This is a genomic window from Pseudomonas sp. B329 (assembly GCF_023127835.1).
In the GTDB taxonomy this organism is placed as follows: Bacteria; Pseudomonadota; Gammaproteobacteria; order Pseudomonadales; family Pseudomonadaceae; genus Aquipseudomonas; species Aquipseudomonas synxantha_A.
On the sequence record NZ_SPKP01000028.1, the window covers coordinates 37,592 to 56,893 of the forward strand.

The following is a 19,302-nucleotide window of genomic DNA, read 5'->3' on the forward strand; positions in this document are numbered from 1 at the left end:
ACACGTGAATCAATCTTTCTGGTCGCGCAGGACATTGCCCGAGGCGCCGTCGATTCGTGCTTCATACACCACGCCGTCGGATTTACGGCCTTTGACTTCCCAGTAGCCGTCGTTATCGGCTTCGGCGGCGTAGACCTCGACATACCCAGCCTTGGTCTTCGCCACTTCAATAGCTTTTTCAATCGGAATCCAGCCCGCACCCGGCTTGTCTGCCAGCGCAGCGCCGGCGCTCAACAGCGCGGTGGTTGCACACAGGGCGGCTAAGGTTTTCTTCAACATTTTCGTACTCCTTGGTGGATGACAGTGTGTTTCCTGATTTTTTAGGCGCGTTTAAACAAGAATAAGTTCCAATTGATATGCAATCGCCATGATGCTGTTCTCGCCGTAAGGCTCGGGGGGGTAGAATGTGGGAAATCAGGATGAATAAATGAGCGAAAAGTCCCTTTCAGAAGCCGAATACGACGCCATCACCGACGCCGCTGCGCATTGGTGTATGCGTGTGCATGCCAGCGACTGCACGGCGGCTGAACGTCAGGCCTTCGAACATTGGCACGATGCCCACCCGCTGCACGCCTTCGAGTATGCCGCGATGTTGGAAATCTGGGACGTGGCCGATCATTTGCCCCGCAATGCGCCTGCACCGCTTGTGGTGCCGCTCAAGCCTCGTAAACGCTGGCGCTCTTATGCGGTGGCAGCCGCTATCTGCCTTGCTGCTCTGCCGCTGGCCGCCTTCACGGGCTGGGAAGCCGGTTGGTTGCCAAGCTCATACGAGCGGTTTGACGCCACCAACGGGCTGCGCAAAGTTACCCTCGGTGACGGCAGTGAGGTGGAGTTGAACCTGGGCACCGAGCTGGTCTACAGCCACTACAAGGATCGTCGCCAGGTGAAGTTGGCCAAGGGCGAAGCGTTTTTCAACGTCACCCACGACAGCGAGCACCCGTTTATCGTGCAGGCTGGCGAAGGCCAGGTTCGGGTGACGGGCACCCAGTTCAATGTGTGGAAGTATGAAGACCAGGTGCGGGTAATGTTGCTGGAAGGCTCGGTGCAGATCACCAGCGACGCGGTGCATGGCAGCGTGCCGTTGACTCCGGGGATGCAGGCCAGCTACCACCGCGGCGACGCCACGCCGCAAGTCGCCGCGATCAAACCCAATGACCCTGCGCTTGCCTGGCGTACGGGCAAGCTGGTGCTTGATAACCTTGCATTGGCCGATGCGTTGCCGCTGATCAACCGATACCTGAACAAGCCAGTGATGCTGGCGGATGCCGGTACCGGGAGCATTCGCATTGGTGGCATCTATAACCTCAGCGAGGTCAACAACCTCATCCCTTCCCTGCCCAAGGTCCTGCCGGTCTACCTGACCCGCAACCAGGATGGCAATCCCGTACTCAACTCCATCCCGGGTAAAACGCCCAAGGGTTGAGGCGCGTTTTTTTTACTTCAGTGTCCACTTTTGAAACACCTCGGTACGCTGAATCGCCCAGCGGCTGCGGATTCATGCATCTGTCATCGAGACTGTTTCATCGCTGACACAGTTGAAGAGTGTGGCCGGGCATATCGCGCCGCCCAGCGACTGTTTCATGCTTGAAACACTGCTATCGGCGATGCGCGCAGAAAAATCGCAACCTATTGAGTTTCAAACGTAAACGAAAAGCGGCACGGGTTCTGCTCTTTCCCTGATAACGCTGTTTAGGGTCAGCGTTCAGAAAAAGGACTGCCGCCGTGATCACACTCACACACGCCTCGATAACCGTACTGCTGATCAGCTGCGTGCTCAGCGCCGGCATCAGCCATGCGGGCGATGGCGTTATCGTGACAGGGCGAACCGTGCAGGGTCACATGTACGGACGCACCTCCCTCCCCGATCCATACCCCACCACTGCCAACGCCAACCCCAGCAAAGAAATCATCAGTGCCACCTCCGGCGAACTCAGTGATCGGGACATTGGCGGCATCCGCAGCGGTTCTGGCCTTGCGCGCTCCATCCAGCCCAACGGCAACCTGTCTGGCCTGAGCGCCACGCAAAACAGCCTGTCGACCCAGGGCGCCGGTGCAGCCGCCGGCCATGGCGCGGGCAGCAGCATGGCTGGGCAGATCAATGGTTCGATCCAGCGCGGCATGGCGCCCTTGAACAACCTGGGCAATATGCTGGGGGGCAAATGATGAAGCGCATCCTGTTGACCATCGCCCTGCTGGGCAGCGCCTCGGCAATGGCCGACAACACCGCCGTTATCAACAACAGCGGCCAACAGTACGAAGGTGTGCTGTCGATCAACCAGGCCGCCGGCAACCAGCAACAGATGTCCAACAGCCGCGCAATCGCGCTCGATGGCCAGGCCACCAATGTGAATATCCAGCGGCTCGACGGCAACGTCGACCCGTCCTTGAGTGCCAAGGTGGCGATTCAGGGCGCTTCATTTATCAATGGCAACGGCGTGCTGGGCGTTAACCAGTCGGCCGGGGCCAATAACCAATCAATCAACGCGGTGCGGATCAGCCTCAACCCTGGCCCGCAAAGCATCGATGACAGCGTCCTGTTGCAACAGAACACGACGCAGTTGACCGACTCAGGGCTCACCCCCACCACTGGCAGCCGCCAGGTCGCGACCAGCGACCAGGCCTTCACCGGCAGCCGAGGAGTGATTCAGGTGAACCAGAGTGCCGGGGTGGGGAACCGAGTGGCTAACACCCTGGGCATCACTATCAAGTAACCGCTTGGTAGACGTTAGTTAGACCGTACCAACACTTAACCCAACTAATTAGAAGCAAGGAGAAACACCATGAAACCTCAAATGGCTCTGAAACCTCTGGTTTTCGCTCTCGCCGCACTCATGGCAGCAGCTGCTCAAGCGGGTGGCTGGCACCCAGCGCCTCAGCCAACGGGCGTAATTGCTGCTGTCGTCACGGATGTACAAAACAGCGCAGGCAATAAATTCAACGACACCAAAACCGAAAACAACGCGTCTGCCGATGACTCCGTCAATGGCAACAGCGGTAACGTCGGCGTCAACGTGCAGTCTGGCAGTGGCAACCAGGCCGACAACTCTGCCGCCATCTCCAGCGCCAAAGGCGATGCAGCGACCGTGTTCGGCGTGGTCGACGTGAATCAAAACAGCGGGCTGAACAGCTTCATCAACAAAGGCACGCAAAACAACTCCTCCCTGGATAATGCTGTTAACGGTAACTCCGGCAACGTCGGTTACAACGGCCAGTCCGGTCAAGGCAACCAAGGTAAAAACAACCTGGCTATCGTGACCGCTGACGGGAAAAATATCGCGGCGGCAGCCAATACCGAACAAAACTCGCTTGCCAACAACTTCCTCAACACCGCCGCCAGCAGCCACGGCTATGGTGGCAAAGCTCAATACGTGTCGAACAATTCCAGCCTCGACAACTCGGTCAACCGCAACTCCGGCAACGTAGGCGTCAACCTGCAATCCGGTGCGGGCAACCAGGGCAGCAACAGCCTGTCGATCGGCCAGGGTTGCACTGTGTGCAGCAGCGGCGTGCGCTTCTGATCCAACGGGGCCTTGGCAACAAGGCCCTTTTTATTTCAGTGTCCAACAGGTCATTCGATCATGCGTATCGCGACCCTCACCCTCTTGATGTTGCTCACCGGCACGACCTGGGCAGGCACCATGGCGATTTCCGCCATGCCCGGCGGTGCGGTGATCTTCAAGAAGGTCGAGAGCATCCGTGAGCGCCGGTTCGCCAACCTGGTGGAACAGAAAACCGATTTCAGCTGCGGTGCCGCGGCACTCGCGACCATCCTGCGCCAGGCCTATTGGCTGGACGTCGACGAAGACCACATCATCAAAGGGATGCTGGTAACCGCCGACCAGGACCTGGTGCGCACCCAAGGCTTTTCCATGCTGGATATGAAGCGCTACCTCGAAAGCATCGGTATGCGTGCCCGCGGCTACAAAATCGCACCCGATACCCTGGTGACGGTGAAGATTCCCGTGGTGGTGCTGCTGGAGATTCGTGGCTACAAGCACTTCGTGGTGATGCAGCGGGCCGACAAGGACTGGGTGTATATCGGCGATCCCGTGCTGGGGCACAAGCGCTATTCCCGTGACGACTTCGTCAAAGGCTGGAATGGCATTGTGTTTGCCGTGCTGGGTGAAGGTTACGACAAGGCCAACGTCTTGCTTGACCCGCCCACTCCGCTGACGGCCAAGAACCAGTTGAACGAGTTCCGGCCCGTGGGCGATGCCGAGTTGATGGATTTCGGTTTTATCCAGAGCGACTTCTTCTAGAAGCGCAATAAGGGGCAGGACGCCCCAGGAGCAGCAGATGAGCACTTTCCGTTGGCTGACGGTCTTGTGTCTGGCAGCCTCTATACCCGCCTATGCTTCATCGGCTTTCAAACCGATCGAACTCAATGATGCGCAGATGGCCGACTTGCGTGGCCGTTACGTAATGCCGGGGCGCATCATCAGCTTCGGCATTGTCATGAGCAGCACCTGGACCAACGCCGTCGGTGACCGCATTACCGGCACGGCCAACATGCAGATCGACAAGACCACCGTTACTCCGCAATTCTATGTGCAAACCACCGGCTCCACGGGTAACGGCAGCCTGCCAAACACCGGAACCGGGAATGTGGTCGGTGGCGCCGGCCTCGGCAGCGGCCAGGGCGTAACCCAAAGCGTGCGCACCGCAGGCGATGGCAACACCGCCTACAACGATGTGGGCATCAGCATCGAGAATGGCGTCGCCCCCGCCAGTAACCTGCAAACGGGGCAAGTGCTGATGGCCGGCGGCACCGTGACCGGCGACAGCGCGGCGGGCCGCGTCAGCGTTTCGGCCAACAACGGCGGCGTACAGATGGCGATCCAGGCCAACCACAACCAGGGCAACAGCCTGCAGCAGATCGGCGGCGGCAATGTGCTGCAGGGTACGGTGCTGACCGGCAACAGCAACCTTGTCAGAAACATCACCCAACTCAACGTCGTGATGAACAATAACGGTTTGAACAATGGCGCGTTGAACTGCAATTTGGATCAACTCAAAGGCCTACGCACGCTCGGTTATTGAACTACGCTGACCCTCGACACTTTCGCATTAGAACAGGACGGCTTATTTCATGCATCGATCGTTATCGCTACGCGCGGTGATTTGTTTAAGTACGCTCTTGCCCGCATCCGTGCTGTATGCCGCGCCAGACGCCGATATCGAAACCCTGAAAAAGGAACTGCTGGAACTCAAGCAACGCTATGACGTGCAGCAAAAAGCCTTGGCCGTGCTGGAGCAACGCGTGCGTCAGGTAGAGGATCAACCCGCAGCGCCCGCCCCCAAGCGCTTGGCCAAATCACCTGCCGACTTCAAGCAAGGCGCTAACGCTGTCGCCGCCACGGGTACCGGTGCAGCCGCAGCGTCAGGTGGTGCAGGCGGTGGCGGCAGCTCCTACGGCCAATCCCTCAAGGACGACTCGGCCCCTGCGCAAAGTGTGAGCAACCTGTACAACGAGGCCAGCGGCTTTTTCGGCAATGGCAAGTTCAGCGTGGAAACCGGCATCACCTATGCCCGTTACGATGCACGCCAATTGACCCTCAATGGCTTCCTGGCGCTGGACTCGATCTTTCTGGGCAATATCAACCTGGATCGGATCAAGTCCGACAGTTGGACCCTGGACCTTACCGGGCGCTACAACGTCGACAACCGCTGGCAGTTCGATCTGAACGTCCCCGTGGTGTACCGCGATTCGACCTACCAGTCCGGCGGCGCCGGCAACGATGCCACCGCCACCTCGGAAGCCTCGGTGACCCGCGACCCTACGATCGGTGACGTCAACTTTGGCGTGGCCTACAAGTTCCTCGACGAAACGCCGACCTTGCCGGATGCGGTAGTGTCTGTGCGCGTCAAGGCGCCCACGGGTAAAGAGCCGTTCGGCATCAAGCTGGTCAGGCAACCCAATAACGACAACCTCTACTTGCCGGAAAGCCTGCCTACGGGCAACGGGGTCTGGTCGGTTACACCGGGCATTTCCCTGGTCAAGACCTTCGACCCGGCGGTGCTGTTCGGTTCGCTGTCGTATACCCACAACTTCGAAGACTCGTTCGATGACATCAGCAGTGAAGTCAACCAGAAGGTGGGGGGCAAAGTACGCCTGGGCGACAGCTTCCAGTTCGGTGTCGGTGTGGCGTTCGCCTTGAACGAGAAGATGAGCATGTCGTTCTCGGTTTCCGATCTGGTGCAGCGCAAGAGCAAGCTCAAGCCGGACGGCGGCGACTGGCAATCGGTGGTGTCCAGCGATGCCAACGCGGGTTATTTCAACGTAGGCATGACGATTGCCGCCTCGGATAACCTGACCATTGTGCCGAACCTGGCGATCGGGATGACCGATGATGCGCCGGACTTTACGTTCAGCCTGAAATTCCCGTACTACTTCTGACCGCGAAAAAGTGGGAGGGGCAAGCCCGCGAAGACGTCGGCCCAGCAAACATTGATGTTGGTTGATCCACCGCTATCGGGGCATAGGTATCTACACAACTTTGCAGTCGCCAATGGCAACCACGATGCGAAGCGAGCCGTTCTTGATCTTGATCTGCTTTTGATCTTAGGCGCCCCGTCAAACCACGCTGGCCGGAATTCGACAGGGATTTGGGGGGTAAACCGGCAGGGATGCCGGTTTAGCCGCCCCGCGCCATGGATGGCGCGTGGCGGCGACCCCCCCGAATACCTGGCGGATTACGGGCACACCGAGCCCAGGCGAGGTGCCGAGTGGTGGGGCAAGAGCCTTTTGGTTACTTTTGGGCTCTTCTTTTCAAAAGTGACCCGCTGTAAGAGCGGAACCAGTAGCAGCCGTTACCCAAATAACGGATATGTACTCGGTCTAATCCAACATCCCCGCCGGTCCTGAGGCCGCCATCGGGAGCAAGCTCCCTCCCACAGGGGATCTGCGCTTAAGTGACCGGCATTACCCTCCACAACCCGCCTTAGCGGATCTGGTGCTTGTGCAGCAGCCGGTAGAACGTCGGCCGGGAAATCCCCAGCACACGGGCTGCAACACTGAAATTATCGCTGTGCCGATTGAGCACATCGCACAACGCCTGGCGTTCGGCGCGGTGCTTGTAGTCTTCCAGTGTCGCCATCGGCGGCGACAGTACCTGCTGGCCTTGCAGCCCCAGGTCCACGGCTTCGATCTGGCGCCCTTCGGCCAGCACCAGACCGCGGCGCACACGGTTGGCCAGCTCACGCACATTGCCCGGCCACGGGTGTTGCCCCATCGCCACCAATGCCTCTTCGCTGAAGCTGCGCGGGCGTCGGCCGGTTTCCTGGCTGTAGAAACGCGAAAAATGATTGGCCAGCATCGCCACGTCACCATGGCGCTCGCGCAATGGGGCCGTGACTACTTGCAAGACATTGAGGCGGTAATACAGGTCTTCGCGAAAGGCGCCCTTCTCCACCGCGGCTTCAAGATCCACATGGGTGGCTGCCAGCACCCGCACATCCACCGAAATGGGTTGGCTGCCGCCGACGCGCTCGATATGTTTTTCCTGAAGAAAGCGCAACAGGTTGGCTTGCAGCTCCATCGGCAAATCGCCGATTTCATCCAGAAACAACGTGCCACCGTGGGCCGCCTCAATCCGTCCGACCTTGCGCTGATGTGCGCCGGTAAAGGCGCCCTTTTCATGGCCGAACAGTTCCGACTGGATCAGATGTTCAGGGATCGCCCCACAGTTAATCGCCACAAACGGCTTGGCGTGGCGCTGGGATTGTCGATGAAGGGTCTTGGCGACCAGCTCTTTGCCGGTGCCGCTGTCGCCACGAATCAGTACCGGCGATTCGGTGGGCGCCAACTTCGACAACAGTTTGCGCAGTTCACGAATCGGGCGGCTGTCGCCTAACAACTCGTGGGCTTCATCTACCGGCACGACACCCTTGCCCCGCAGTCGCGCCATGCCAAACGCACGCCCAATGGTCACCTGGACCCGAGCCACATCGAACGGCAAGGTATGAAAATCGAAGAACCATTCGCAGACAAAGTCTGCGACATTCTGCAAACGCAGGACTTCAGGACTGAGCACGGCGATCCACTCGGTACCGCTGCGGCCAATCAACTCCTTGACCGCCTCGGGGCGTTCCAGATGGCAGGGCTGCAAGCGGAGCAGGCCCACATCGCAAGAACGATCCCCCACCGCCTGCAATGCACAGCTGTCAACTTCCCAGCCGGCAGTGCGCAAGCCGGGTAGTAGCCTGTGACAGTCATCACAGGGCTCGACTACCAGCAAGCGGCGTTGAACAGGTGTCACAATCATGACGATTCCTTGGCGCCAAGATTATTAAAGTTATTTAGAAACAAGGATTTGGGGCGCCTGGCGCTAACCCTAGCAAGATCTTGACGCTCACCTTGTACTATTTCGCTATAAGTGCGGGCAAAAAGCCATGTGTGTTTAATCGGGGGCAAAAAGTTTGCTGCTGCCGAAACTTTCAATCAGCTTTCAAAACAGCCGCTTACATGACGTTAGTCAGGGAAAGTTAAAATTTCTTGCTCTAGCATGTGACCCGCACCCCACCATCGTGCATCAGTACAAGTAACCCACCGCACGGTCAGCCCAACCGCCGGTACTCACTTGAATGGGCATACAGAGAGAAGACCCAAATGAACGCTCCGCTGCGCATCAACGAAGCTCTTTTGATTGCAGACCGTGCCTTCCAACCCTTTCAGTGCGTGGCCTGGCACGATGGCAATGGCGCCCTCAGCCTGAGCGTCATCGACCGTACCAACACCCGTATCGGCAGAAAACAGCTGTCGTCGACTGCCTATACCGACCCGGCTCAACTTGAAGACCTGTTGTTGCAGGCTCGCGCCGAGCTCGACAAAGATGGCTACCAGTTACAGTCCTGGGCAATGCCGAAGTAATTCAATGCGGCAACTTCCAGCCAACGTCAAACATCGGCTGGAAGTTGTGCAATAACACTTCAAGTACTTAGCATGCCGCGAGAATAAACCGCTCGAATGCCTCGGCAGCCCCGTCCTCGACGTTGCTGCCGGTCACCACATTGGCCTGGCGTTTGACGGTTTCTTCGGCCTGGCCCATGGCAATCGACAACCCAGCCACGTGAAACATCGCCGGATCGTTGCCGCCGTCGCCGATGGCGGCGGTCTGGTTCAGCGGCACGCCAAGGTGCTCGGCCAGGGTTTTCAAGGCTTCGCCTTTGTTAGCCAGCATTGCGGTCACGTCCAGATACACCGGCTGCGAACGCGATACCTGAGCCAAACCTTGTACCTTGGGCTGCAACTGCGCTTCCAACTCCACCAGCAACTGCGTGTTGTTACTGGCCGCGACAATCTTGTCGACCCGGTCCAGGTAGGGCTCGAAACTCTCCACGACCACCGGGCCATAGCCCAAGCCATCAGCTTCGCGCTGCATCATTGGCCCTGGCGGGTCGCGGCGCAGCCAATCGCCGTCGGCAAACACCCACACCTCCACGTCCGGCTCGGCAGAAAACAGCGCCAGGGTGACCAGTGCCGCGTCTGCCGGCAAATGGTGAGCCACCAGGATGCTGCCATCCGGGTTGACCAGCGTGCCGCCGTTGAAACCGGCCACCGGCACATCGATGCCAAACGTCTCGATCAAATGCAGCATGGCGTTGGGCGGACGCCCGCTGGCGAGGCTGAACAGCACCCCGGCTTCACGCATCGCACCAATTGCATCGGCGGTACGCTGGCTGAGGCTGTGGTCGGGGTGCAACAGCGTCCCGTCTACATCACTGAGGACAAAGCGGATGGGATGAATCGTTACGTCACTCATCCGAGGCTGTGCCAGGTGCGACCGTCACGAGCGAGTAACGCATCCGCTGCCACCGGGCCATCTTCACCAGCCTTGTAGGCCTGGATACCGTCGTCTTCCTTCCATGCATCCAGGAACGGCTGCACGGCGCGCCAACCGTTCTCGATGTTGTCGGCACGCTGGAACAACGTCTGATCGCCGGTCAAACAGTCGTAGATCAGGGTTTCGTAACCTGTCGAGGGCTGCATCTCGAAGAAGTCCTTGTAGTCAAAACCCAACTCGATATTGGCCATCTCCAGAGTCGGCCCAGGCTTCTTGGCCAGCAGGTCGAACCACATGCCTTCGTTCGGCTGGATCTGGATTTTCAAGTAAGTGGGCTTGAGCTCATCGACTTCGGTATCGCGAAATTGCGCATAAGGCGCCTGCTTGAAGCAGATCACGATCTCGGTGTCGCGGATGCTCATGCGCTTGCCGGTTCGCAAGTAAAACGGCACACCGACCCAACGCCAGTTATCAATCATCACTTTGAGCGCAACGAAGGTCTCGGTGCTGCTGTCGGGTGCGACGTTGGCTTCTTCGCGATAACCGGGCAATGGCTTGCCAGCGATTTCGCCAGCGGTGTACTGACCACGCACGGAGTTGGCCCGCGCATCTTCCAGCGACCAGGGACGGATCGCACCCACCACCTTGGCTTTCTCACCGCGCACCGCATCGGCACCAAAGGCTGCCGGCGGCTCCATGGCGACCATCGCCAGTAGCTGGAACAGATGGTTGGGCACCATGTCGCGCAGTGTGCCGGTTTTTTCGAAAAAGTTACCTCGGGTTTCAACGCCGACGGTTTCAGCCGCGGTGATTTGCACGTGATCGATGTAATGGTTGTTCCAGAACGCTTCGAACAGCACGTTGGAGAAACGGCTGACCAGAATATTCTGCACCGTCTCCTTGCCCAGGTAATGGTCGATGCGGTAGATCTGCTTCTCGCTCATCACCTTGAGCAGGCACGCGTTCAGCGCCTCGGCGGTGGCCAGGTCGGAGCCGAACGGCTTCTCGATAACCACGCGCCGAAAGCCATCGTCCGTTTCATTCAACAAACCGGCACTGCCCAGGCGCTGCACCACTTCACTGAAGAAGCGCGGCGCAGTGGCGAGGTAGAACACGGCGTTGCCGGTGCCGCTGTCGGCGATCTTCTGCGCAATATCCGCGTAGGTGCCGTCGTCGAGGAAGTCGCCCTCGACATAGCTGATGCCCTTGGCCAGTTGCGCCCACAGCGCAGGGTCCAGGGCATGTTCAGCATTACCCCGGACCTTGCTGGCGGCTTCGGTGCGAATGAAATCCTCAAGCTTCTTGGCGAAGTCTGCGTCGCTGATGGCGTTGTGATCAACGCCGACAATACGCAGGCCATCGCCCAGCAACCCGTCGCGGCTCAGGTTGTACAGCGCCGGCATGAGCAGGCGCTTGACCAGGTCGCCATGGGCGCCAAACAGAAACAACGTGGTAGGTGGAGCAGGTTCGGCCTTGGGTTTCTTGCCGTTGGCGGTCATTTTTTGGAGGTCTCCACATGGCCGCCAAAGCCAAAGCGCATGGCAGACAGCATTTTGTCGCCGTAGGTGCTCTGCTGGCGGGAGCGGAAACGCGCAAACAGCGACGTCGACAGCACCGGTACCGGCACCGCTTGTTCCATGGCCGCTTCGATGGTCCAACGGCCTTCGCCGCTGTCCGCTACCGAACCGGAGTAACCATCGAGTTTCGGGTCGGTGGCCAGGGCGTCGGCGGTCAAGTCCAGCAGCCACGACGACACCACGCTGCCACGGCGCCAGACTTCGGCGATATCGGCAACGTTGAGGTCAAAGCGCTGATCCTCCGGCAGGTTTTCCGAGTTCTTGGTCTTGAGGATGTCAAAACCTTCGGCGAACGCCTGCATCATTCCGTATTCAATGCCGTTGTGGATCATCTTGACGAAGTGACCGGAACCCGCCGGGCCTGCATGGATATAACCGTGCTCGGCGCGTGGGTCGGCTGCGGCCGAACGGTCCTTGGTGCGCGGGATATTGCCAAGGCCAGGGGCCAGGCTCTTGAAGATCGGGTCCAGGCGCTGCACGGTCTCGACGTCGCCGCCGATCATCATGCAATAGCCACGCTCCAGGCCCCAGACGCCGCCGGAAGTGCCGACGTCAACGTAGTGCAGGCCCTTTTCAGCCAGGGCCTTGCCGCGACGTACATCATCCTTGTAGTTGGTATTGCCGCCGTCGATGATCACATCGCCGTCTTCGAGCAGCTCGCTCAAGGCATTGATGGTGTCTTCGGTGGGCGCGCCCGCCGGCAACATTACCCAGACCGCACGGGGCTTTTGCAGGCCAGCCACCAGGGCATTCAAGTCGGCGACGCCAGTGGCGCCCTCCTCGCTCAAGGCTTTGACGAAGGCTTCGTTACGGTCGTATACAACGGTGGTATGCCCATTGAGCATCAGGCGCCGCGCAATGTTACCGCCCATGCGGCCTAGTCCGATAATCCCCAGTTGCATGTGCTGATGCTCCTAACTTCTAAAAAATGTGTGACATAGTTTATAGCGCAATGAGGCTAATGAGGGTTAGTCCAGAGCGGATCCGTGTAGTTTCATGACAAAAAAGTTGCCATCGTTTCACCATCACCGCCTGAAAAGTCACACGACCGCCAAAAATAAAAAAGTTCCCTTGCTGCAAAAAAGAATTCAAACTTGCTTCCGACTGTTGCCCAAACCCTGTTTGAGCAGCGCGATCTACCGGCTATTTGCGAGGTAAGCAATGAGCACAGCACAGATGACCCGCCCGCCACAGACCCTCTACGTCAGCATCCGTCGCGATGAATTGCGCCAGTTGAAGGACGAGCGCGATCAGTTGCAACAGGAAGTCCTGCGTCTGCGTTCACACCTTCAAGCCCAGCTCGAGCTGCCATCCCAGGCCAAGCCGGCGCTCTGCTGAACGCACCTGGTCAGTTTGTAAGGCAATACCTACGGAAAACTCACAAAGTTTTCACACACTTATCCTGATACTCCCGCCCGCGATGCCGCTCACGTTCTGAGCGGCCCGATGTCGCGCGACTCTGCGCGACGATCATTGACTGATGGGGCGCTGGATGGCGATGTTCAAACGCAGCACGACGACTGCGAAAGGCTTTGATTGGGCCGGCCTTGGTTGGCTATTCCTGTTTTTCTGGTATTTCTCGGGTATTACCCAGCTTCTTATCCAACTGACCGGCACGTCCGGCTTCAGTGGTTTCCGCCAGGCATTCTTCATGAGTGCACTGTGGCTGGCGCCGATGTTGCTGTTCCCGCGCAAGACACGCCTGCTTGCCGCCTTGATCGGTGTGGTGTTGTGGGCCTGCTCCATGGCCAGCCTGGGTTACTTCTTCATTTACCAGCAGGAGTTCTCCCAGAGCGTCATCTTCATCATGTTCGAGTCGAACATCTCCGAAGCGGGCGAATACGCGACCCAATATTTTGCCTGGTGGATCGTGTTGGCGTTCATAGCCCACACCGCCTTCGCTATCTTCCTCTGGACGCGCCTGCGCCCGGTATACCTGCCTCGCGGCCAGTCGATCGTGGCGGCCATCGCCATTGTCCTGGCGGTTGTGGGCTACCCGCTGGTCAAGCAAATCGCCACCAGCGAAACCATGGAATTGGCCATTGATCGTTTCGAAACCCGTATCGAGCCTGCCGTGCCTTGGCAGATGATCGTCGCCTACCGTCGCTACACCGAACAGCTGGACAATATGCAAGGCATGCTCAACAGCGCCAGCCAGATCCCGCCGTTGAAGAACCTCAAGGACAGCACTGCCGGCCAGCCGTCCACACTGGTACTGGTAATCGGCGAGTCCACCAACCGCCAGCGCATGAGCCTGTACGGTTATCCGCGCAACACCACGCCGGAACTGGACAAGCTGCGCGACCAACTGGCCGTTTTCGATAACGTCATCACCCCTCGCCCCTATACCATTGAAGCGCTGCAACAGGTGCTGACCTTTGCCGATGAAGAAAACCCGGACCTGTACCTCAAGACGCCGTCGATTGTCAGCGTGATGAAACAGGCCGGCTACAAGACCTTCTGGATCACCAACCAGCAGACCATGACCAAGCGCAACACCATGCTCACGACCTTTTCCGAACAGGCCGACGAGCAGGTGTACCTGAACAACAACCGTAACCAGAACGCCCGCCAGTACGACGGCGATGTGCTGGCACCGTTTTCCAAGGCCCTGGCCGATACCGCCGAGCGCAAGTTCATCGTGGTGCACCTGCTGGGTACTCACATGAGCTACCAGTACCGTTACCCGCCGACGTTCGACAAGTTCACCGACCGCCAGGGCGTGCCGACCGGTGTCAGCGACGCGCAGTTGCCGACTTACAACAGCTATGACAACGCAGTGCTGTACAACGACTTCGTGGTCTCCAGCCTGATCAAGGACTACGCCAAGACCGACCCCAACGGCTTTTTGCTGTACCTCTCGGACCACGGCGAAGATGTGTTCGACTCCGCCGGCCACGACACCCTGGGCCGCAACGAAGGCAAGCCGACTGCACCGATGTACACCATCCCGTTCATGGCCTACGCCTCACCGAAGTGGCGCGAAAGCCACGACTGGAGTTTCGCCGGCGACCTGCAACGGCCTTACAGCAGTTCGCAGTTGATCCACACCTGGGCCGACATGGCAGGCTTGAGTTTTGACGAACTGGACCACAGCAAGAGCCTGGTCAGCGACAGCTTCAAGCCTCGGCCCTTGTTGATCGGCAACCCTTACGAAACCAAGCAGAAGGCCCTGATCGACTTCAGCCTGATCAAGCCGAAGAAGGCCAATGGCGCCGAAGTGGTGGCGAAGTAATCAGGGGCCCTGCAACACAAAGATAACAATCATTCTCGTTTAAGCCTAAAGTTCCACACCTCCTTTCGTCTTTGAACCATGCCCTCCCACCCCGGGAGGGTTAAAAGACGACAAGGAGTCTGCCGCAATGTTCGCGCCTTTTACCCGTTCCATGACCATTACCTTCGGGCTGTTCAGTCTTGCGCTGAGCCCGGATCTGCTGGCTGAAATCGACCCCGGACAAGCCTCCAGCAAAGCCCTGGAGCTGGGCGCGACCACTATCAGCGCCGACGGCCTTGGGTCCACCACCGAGCACACTGGTGCCTACACCACCGGTTCGATGAATACCGCCACCCGCCTGAACCTTTCCATCAAGGAAACCCCGCAATCGATCTCGGTGATCACACGCCAGCAGATGGATGACTTCAACCTCAACACCTTGACCGAAGTGCTGCGCCAGACCACCGGCATCAACGTTCAACATAACGATTCGGACCGTGTCTACTACTCCTCCCGCGGTTACGGCATCAACAACTTCCAGGTTGATGGGATGCTCAACACATTCGGCTACATGAAGTCCGACGCCGACACCATCATCTACGACCGTATCGAAGTGGTACGCGGCGCCACGGGCCTGACCACAGGCGCGGGCGACCCATCGGCCACCGTCAACATGGTGCGCAAGCGCCCTACTGCCCAATGGCAGGCACAGACCGGTGTGAGTGGCGCCAGCCATGACAACTACTACAGCTACATCGACGTAGGTGGGCCTTTGGCGTTCGACGGTAAGCTGCGCGGGCGTAGCGTCCTGGCCTACCGTGACAGCAAATCCTTTCGCGATAACTATGGGCTGCAGCGCGCAGTTGGCTACGGCATTCTCGAAGGTGACCTTTCAGACGACACGGTGCTGGCTGTAGGTTTTGATTACCAGGACAAACAGGTACAAGGCACCTCCTGGGGCACTGTGCCCTACTGGAACAGCCAGGGCGGCAAGGCAAGGTTGCCTCGCTCCACCAATATGGCGGCGCACTGGAGCTCCTGGCCGCTGACTGACAAGACCACCTTCGCCACCCTCGACCATCGGCTCGGCGGCGACTGGCATTTGAAGGCTGCCTATACCCATCGCCAAAGTGACACCGACGGCAAGGTCTACTACGGCGGCACCGGTTTTCCCAATGCGGACCGCAGCGGCATGACGGCCTGGGCCAGTCATATGCGCGGTACGTCGCGGATGGAAGCCATCGACTTCAACCTGGCCGGCAGCTACACCCTGCTGGGCCGCGAACACGGGTTGATGATGGGCTATGGCGAGGCCGCCCAACGGGACGTCTCGCCCTTTATGCGTAACGACCTGCCTGCCAGCTACTACCCCATCGAGGATTGGAAGCACATGGGCGATATCGGCAAGTTCGCCGACACGGTCACCGACCTCAAGGGCGAACACAGCAAAAAACAGCAGAAAGCCGGCTACCTCGCCACTCGACTGAGCCTTACAGACCGCTTGCACGCCGTGCTGGGTAGCCGCTACGGCAGCTGGGAGCTGGAAAGCGCCACGCCTGAATACAACGACAATGATCAACTGACGGCTGCCGGCAAAACACGCCAGACCCACAACGACATGTGGACGCCCTACGCCGGGCTGCTCTATGACATCACCCCGCAGTACACCGTTTACGCAAGCTACACCGATATCTTCAAGCCGCAAGACAGGCGTGACGTCAACAAGAAGTACCTGGAACCGGTGGTGGGCAGCAATTATGAGGTGGGGCTCAAGGGCAGCCTGCTCAATGAACGTCTGAACCTGGCGGCCGCCTATTTCTGGAGCACCCAGGACAACGTTGCAGAGCGCGATGACTCGGTCCCTCCCAACCCCGTCACTGGCGAGGAGTACTACAAGTCTGGCGGCAAGGGTAACAAGGTCAACGGCTTCGAATTGGAAGCCGCAGGCGAAATCCGGCCAGACTGGAACCTGACCGCCGGCTACACCTACACCCACTCGCTTAATGGCTCAGACAAACGTACCAATACCGGCCAGCCCTTGAACCTGTTGAAGGTCTCCAGCGCCTATCGCCTGCCGGGCGCATGGCGCAACCTCACCGTCGGTGGCGCGGTGAACTGGCAAAGCGAAATCTACGATTTCGGTAACCGGCCCACAGGGGCACGCAATAGCGAAGGTCGGCCGATAACCACGCGGGCGAAGATCACGCAACAGGGTTACACCTTGGTCAACCTGATGTCACGCTACCAGTTCGACGAACAGGTTTCCGCCTCGGTTAACGTTAACAATCTATTTGATAAAAAATATTACGAACGTGTCGGCTTTTATAATGGTGTGTATTGGGGCGACCCGCGATCTATCACGCTTGCATTGGACTGGAAGCTGTAGTCGCTCCCTGCGAAGTTAACAAAATCGTTAACTTCGCAGTGCCTGTCAGTTAATTCCCACTTAATAAGATAGCGCCATAGTCGCTCCATGATTCTGATCAAGGAACGGCCAGACACCTATCACTCTTAATGGGAATACCGCGATGAAAATCTCGACGTTGATGCTTGCCAGCCTGATGACCCTGACCTCCGCCGCTGCCTTCGCAGAGGGCGGTTCAGAGCGTTCGAAGGAGTTCTACGACAACTTCAGTTTCATTCAACAGCAAACTCACGGCACAGCAGAGCAACGAATGGCCTCTGCCGACGGGAAGACGTTGAAAGTCGATACCGTCAGCCAGGAACAACCGAACAGTTGATTTAATGCTTAGTTAATCCGTAATACCCTGCGCCATCCCGCTCCGTTGGCAAAGGTTTATTGGGCGCCATCTAATGGCGCCTTTTTTTCGCCAGTCATTTATGACAGCGACTTGCTCCAAAACAACATATGGCCATACTTCGGATCAAATACTGAATCATCGAACCCGAACTTGCGATACGCCGATTGCGCCAGTTCATTGCCCTCTAGCACTTCCAGAGTAATCTTGCAGCAGCCCCTCTGGCGGGCGATTTCTTCGACCTTCTGCAGCATTTTCTGGCTCAAGCCCAAGCCACGAAACTGTTCCCTCACCATCACATCGTGAACGTTGACCAGCGGGCGGCAAGCAAACGTCGAGAAGCCCTCAAAACAATTGACCAACCCCGCCGGTTCGCCACCGACAAATGCCAGCACGCTGAACGCATGAGGACGCTTGGCCAGTTCAGCCGGCAGTTGCTGCAACAGATCGGCTGACAAGGCGTGGCCGCCGCCCATCGGGTCTTGCGCATAGTGGTTGAGCAGCAAGCCGATGGCGTTGGCGTGCACCTCGTTGGTATAGCTGGCTTGCAGCACCAGGATGTCTGGGGTGTCCATTTCCTTCCTCGATAACGACAACCAGGGATTCGTTCCCCTTTGAGAGCCTCGATTGTAAGCGTGGAGTCGGCAGTAGATGAAGGAGATTAACTACAAATATCTGACAGAAATTGCGAAGGTTGCTCGCATCAAATCGCGCAAAAGCCCCTGGAGTGGGGATTTTTCCTAAACAGCAAAGCGCTGCAGTTGCATCTCTTGCAAGCGGCTCAGGGTGCGACGAAATGGAAACTCCAGGTAGCCTTCGGTGTACAGGCACTCCAAGGGCACCCGGGCCTCGATAAAGAGTGGCACCTTGCGGTCGTAGCATTCGTCCACCAAGGCGATAAAGCGCCGCACGCTGTCATCATGAACCGACAGTTGCGGCAATTGGCGGTCCCCGGCCATCACACGCTCGGCGCCGTCCTCGGTGCCACGGGCAATCCGCCCCGGGCGCTGTTGGGCGCTGAGGTTCGGGACCTCACCCAGGAGGATGGCCTCGAAGCGATCGCACAGCAGCATGAAGTCCATCGCGGCCAGGGGTTGCTCGCACAGTTCGGCGTAACGACACCAGAGCACCGTATCACTGGCCTGCACCGCCACAATGGAGCGGTACCCCACGCTCACCGCCCCGCTGCTTACGGCCTGGCCTTGGCTCAATTGCTTGAACACCGCAGCCAGTGCATTCGGTTGATTCACCCAATAGCGTTGCTGCCCCACCCCCGGATGCAGGCGATGATCTTCGCCACCGTCCACCGCCACCACTTGCATATGCTGCTGGAGCGCGTCGATGCCCGGCAGAAAACGCTCGCGATTGAAGCCATCGGCATACAACTGATCAGGCGGCTGGTTGGAGGTGCACACCATTACCACGCCTTGCTCGAACATCACCTGGAACAGCCGCCCGAGGATGATCGCGTCGCCGATATCATTGACAAACAGTTCATCGAAGCACAGCACGCGCACTTCCTGGCTCAGCTCCTGAGCCAGCGCCCGCAAAGGATCCTGGGTTCCGGTGAGCTGGAACAAGCGCTGATGCACCCACCCCATGAAGTGATGAAAATGCTGACGCCGCGCGGGCACACGCAGGCTTTGGTGGAACTGGTCCATCAGCCAGGTCTTGCCACGCCCCACCGGCCCCCACAGATAGACCCCGGCAACTGGCGAATGGCCTTGATGCAACCCCTCGTGACAGGTTTGCAAAGCCTGCACCGCCCGACGCTGGGCGTCGTCGGAGACGAAGCCTTGCTGGGCGATAGCGTGCTGGTAGGCAATGAGGGGCGAGTCGAACGTCATGTCAGATGCTGCTCTGCGGACTAAATATGAGAGGGGGCACGCCCCGTTGAGCCTGGTTTGTAGTCACCAACCGTAACCACGATGCGAAGCGAGCCGCTCTTGATCTTGATCTGCTTTTGATCT

At 58.5% G+C, this 19,302-nt stretch carries 19 protein-coding genes; 12 read left to right on the forward strand and 7 right to left on the reverse strand.

Going from position 1 to position 19,302, the window contains the following annotated elements; genetic code table 11:
• Nucleotides 1-9 precede the first annotated feature (9 nt).
• Nucleotides 10-279, reverse strand: coding sequence for a PepSY domain-containing protein (locus E4P00_RS16410; protein ID WP_032875869.1), 270 nt, complete (start codon nt 277-279; stop codon nt 10-12).
• Between the two features lie 148 nt (nt 280-427).
• Here E4P00_RS16410 and E4P00_RS16415 point away from each other — a divergent pair, with 148 nt between their 5' ends.
• From E4P00_RS16415 to E4P00_RS16445, 7 genes are all read left to right on the forward strand, one after another.
• Nucleotides 428-1,423: a FecR family protein gene (locus E4P00_RS16415; RefSeq protein WP_032875872.1), complete on the forward strand. Its 996-nt coding sequence runs from the start codon at nt 428-430 to the stop codon at nt 1,421-1,423.
• Between the two features lie 299 nt (nt 1,424-1,722).
• The gene (locus E4P00_RS16420; RefSeq protein ID WP_005788654.1) at nt 1,723-2,163 is read left to right on the forward strand and encodes a hypothetical protein; all 441 of its coding nucleotides are present in this window, start codon (nt 1,723-1,725) and stop codon (nt 2,161-2,163) included.
• Nucleotides 2,163-2,711 carry an adhesin gene (locus E4P00_RS16425; RefSeq protein ID WP_078821496.1) on the forward strand — a complete coding sequence of 183 codons (549 nt, stop codon included), beginning with the start codon at nt 2,163-2,165 and terminating at the stop codon, nt 2,709-2,711. The genes E4P00_RS16420 and E4P00_RS16425 overlap by 1 nt, the downstream gene beginning before the upstream one ends.
• A gap of 69 nt (nt 2,712-2,780) precedes the next feature.
• Nucleotides 2,781-3,518: a hypothetical protein gene (locus tag E4P00_RS16430; RefSeq protein WP_005788658.1), complete on the forward strand. Its 738-nt coding sequence runs from the start codon at nt 2,781-2,783 to the stop codon at nt 3,516-3,518.
• A gap of 60 nt (nt 3,519-3,578) precedes the next feature.
• Complete coding sequence (locus E4P00_RS16435; RefSeq protein ID WP_032875883.1) at nt 3,579-4,259, forward strand: C39 family peptidase; 681 nt, start codon at nt 3,579-3,581, stop codon at nt 4,257-4,259.
• A 37-nt stretch (nt 4,260-4,296) separates the two neighbouring features.
• Nucleotides 4,297-5,040 carry a hypothetical protein gene (locus tag E4P00_RS16440; RefSeq protein WP_078821497.1) on the forward strand — a complete coding sequence of 248 codons (744 nt, stop codon included), beginning with the start codon at nt 4,297-4,299 and terminating at the stop codon, nt 5,038-5,040.
• A 49-nt stretch (nt 5,041-5,089) separates the two neighbouring features.
• A complete protein-coding gene (locus E4P00_RS16445) occupies nt 5,090-6,397 on the forward strand; it encodes an autotransporter outer membrane beta-barrel domain-containing protein (RefSeq protein ID WP_005788665.1) in 1,308 nt (435 codons plus the stop codon).
• 544 nt (nt 6,398-6,941) lie between these two features.
• On the opposite strand, the gene E4P00_RS16450 is transcribed toward E4P00_RS16445, so the two are convergent.
• Nucleotides 6,942-8,264, reverse strand: coding sequence for a sigma-54 dependent transcriptional regulator (locus E4P00_RS16450; protein WP_078821498.1), 1,323 nt, complete (start codon nt 8,262-8,264; stop codon nt 6,942-6,944).
• Nucleotides 8,265-8,608: 344 nt separating this feature from the next.
• On the opposite strand from E4P00_RS16450, the gene E4P00_RS16455 reads away from it, so the two are divergent.
• Entirely contained in the window at nt 8,609-8,869 is a 261-nt protein-coding gene (locus E4P00_RS16455) for a hypothetical protein (RefSeq protein ID WP_032875895.1), read from the forward strand.
• A gap of 67 nt (nt 8,870-8,936) precedes the next feature.
• Here E4P00_RS16455 and E4P00_RS16460 read toward each other — a convergent pair whose 3' ends face one another.
• From E4P00_RS16460 to gnd, 3 genes are read right to left on the reverse strand one after another with little or no spacing between them, the layout of a single operon-like run.
• Nucleotides 8,937-9,761 carry an HAD family hydrolase gene (locus E4P00_RS16460; RefSeq protein ID WP_248132162.1) on the reverse strand — a complete coding sequence of 275 codons (825 nt, stop codon included), beginning with the start codon at nt 9,759-9,761 and terminating at the stop codon, nt 8,937-8,939.
• Complete coding sequence (zwf, locus tag E4P00_RS16465; RefSeq protein WP_005788671.1) at nt 9,758-11,281, reverse strand: glucose-6-phosphate dehydrogenase; 1,524 nt, start codon at nt 11,279-11,281, stop codon at nt 9,758-9,760. Before zwf ends, E4P00_RS16460 begins: the two co-directional genes overlap by 4 nt.
• Nucleotides 11,278-12,261 carry a phosphogluconate dehydrogenase (NAD(+)-dependent, decarboxylating) gene (gene gnd / locus E4P00_RS16470; protein WP_032875901.1) on the reverse strand — a complete coding sequence of 328 codons (984 nt, stop codon included), beginning with the start codon at nt 12,259-12,261 and terminating at the stop codon, nt 11,278-11,280. Before gnd ends, zwf begins: the two co-directional genes overlap by 4 nt.
• A gap of 259 nt (nt 12,262-12,520) precedes the next feature.
• Here gnd and E4P00_RS16475 point away from each other — a divergent pair, with 259 nt between their 5' ends.
• From E4P00_RS16475 to E4P00_RS16490, 4 genes are all read left to right on the forward strand, one after another.
• Nucleotides 12,521-12,697 carry a DUF6026 family protein gene (locus E4P00_RS16475; protein ID WP_157243918.1) on the forward strand — a complete coding sequence of 59 codons (177 nt, stop codon included), beginning with the start codon at nt 12,521-12,523 and terminating at the stop codon, nt 12,695-12,697.
• Between the two features lie 154 nt (nt 12,698-12,851).
• Entirely contained in the window at nt 12,852-14,594 is a 1,743-nt protein-coding gene (locus E4P00_RS16480; RefSeq protein ID WP_248132163.1) for a phosphoethanolamine transferase CptA, read from the forward strand.
• Nucleotides 14,595-14,721: 127 nt separating this feature from the next.
• Nucleotides 14,722-16,959, forward strand: coding sequence for a TonB-dependent siderophore receptor (locus E4P00_RS16485; protein WP_248132165.1), 2,238 nt, complete (start codon nt 14,722-14,724; stop codon nt 16,957-16,959).
• A 142-nt stretch (nt 16,960-17,101) separates the two neighbouring features.
• On the forward strand, nt 17,102-17,314 hold the full coding sequence (locus E4P00_RS16490; protein ID WP_032875909.1) for a hypothetical protein: 213 nt from the start codon (nt 17,102-17,104) through the stop codon (nt 17,312-17,314).
• Between the two features lie 98 nt (nt 17,315-17,412).
• On the opposite strand, the gene E4P00_RS16495 is transcribed toward E4P00_RS16490, so the two are convergent.
• Nucleotides 17,413-17,907, reverse strand: a complete 495-nt coding sequence (locus tag E4P00_RS16495) for a GNAT family N-acetyltransferase (RefSeq protein WP_032875912.1) — start codon at nt 17,905-17,907, stop codon at nt 17,413-17,415.
• Nucleotides 17,908-18,072: 165 nt separating this feature from the next.
• Complete coding sequence (gene zapE / locus E4P00_RS16500; RefSeq protein WP_148853717.1) at nt 18,073-19,179, reverse strand: cell division protein ZapE; 1,107 nt, start codon at nt 19,177-19,179, stop codon at nt 18,073-18,075.
• Between the last annotated feature and the right edge of the window lie 123 nt (nt 19,180-19,302).

Coding starts and splice junctions, on each gene's coding strand:
- E4P00_RS16410 (WP_032875869.1), bottom strand. CDS start 279: ATGTTGAAGAAAACCTTAGCCGCCCTGTGTGCAACCACCGCGCTGTTG.
- E4P00_RS16415 (WP_032875872.1), top strand. CDS start 428: ATGAGCGAAAAGTCCCTTTCAGAAGCCGAATACGACGCCATCACCGAC.
- E4P00_RS16425 (WP_078821496.1), top strand. CDS start 2,163: ATGAAGCGCATCCTGTTGACCATCGCCCTGCTGGGCAGCGCCTCGGCA.
- E4P00_RS16430 (WP_005788658.1), top strand. CDS start 2,781: ATGAAACCTCAAATGGCTCTGAAACCTCTGGTTTTCGCTCTCGCCGCA.
- E4P00_RS16435 (WP_032875883.1), top strand. CDS start 3,579: ATGCGTATCGCGACCCTCACCCTCTTGATGTTGCTCACCGGCACGACC.
- E4P00_RS16440 (WP_078821497.1), top strand. CDS start 4,297: ATGAGCACTTTCCGTTGGCTGACGGTCTTGTGTCTGGCAGCCTCTATA.
- E4P00_RS16445 (WP_005788665.1), top strand. CDS start 5,090: ATGCATCGATCGTTATCGCTACGCGCGGTGATTTGTTTAAGTACGCTC.
- E4P00_RS16450 (WP_078821498.1), bottom strand. CDS start 8,264: ATGATTGTGACACCTGTTCAACGCCGCTTGCTGGTAGTCGAGCCCTGT.
- E4P00_RS16455 (WP_032875895.1), top strand. CDS start 8,609: ATGAACGCTCCGCTGCGCATCAACGAAGCTCTTTTGATTGCAGACCGT.
- E4P00_RS16460 (WP_248132162.1), bottom strand. CDS start 9,761: ATGAGTGACGTAACGATTCATCCCATCCGCTTTGTCCTCAGTGATGTA.
- zwf (WP_005788671.1), bottom strand. CDS start 11,281: ATGACCGCCAACGGCAAGAAACCCAAGGCCGAACCTGCTCCACCTACC.
- gnd (WP_032875901.1), bottom strand. CDS start 12,261: ATGCAACTGGGGATTATCGGACTAGGCCGCATGGGCGGTAACATTGCG.
- E4P00_RS16475 (WP_157243918.1), top strand. CDS start 12,521: ATGAGCACAGCACAGATGACCCGCCCGCCACAGACCCTCTACGTCAGC.
- E4P00_RS16480 (WP_248132163.1), top strand. CDS start 12,852: ATGGCGATGTTCAAACGCAGCACGACGACTGCGAAAGGCTTTGATTGG.
- E4P00_RS16485 (WP_248132165.1), top strand. CDS start 14,722: ATGTTCGCGCCTTTTACCCGTTCCATGACCATTACCTTCGGGCTGTTC.
- E4P00_RS16490 (WP_032875909.1), top strand. CDS start 17,102: ATGAAAATCTCGACGTTGATGCTTGCCAGCCTGATGACCCTGACCTCC.
- E4P00_RS16495 (WP_032875912.1), bottom strand. CDS start 17,907: ATGGACACCCCAGACATCCTGGTGCTGCAAGCCAGCTATACCAACGAG.
- zapE (WP_148853717.1), bottom strand. CDS start 19,179: ATGACGTTCGACTCGCCCCTCATTGCCTACCAGCACGCTATCGCCCAG.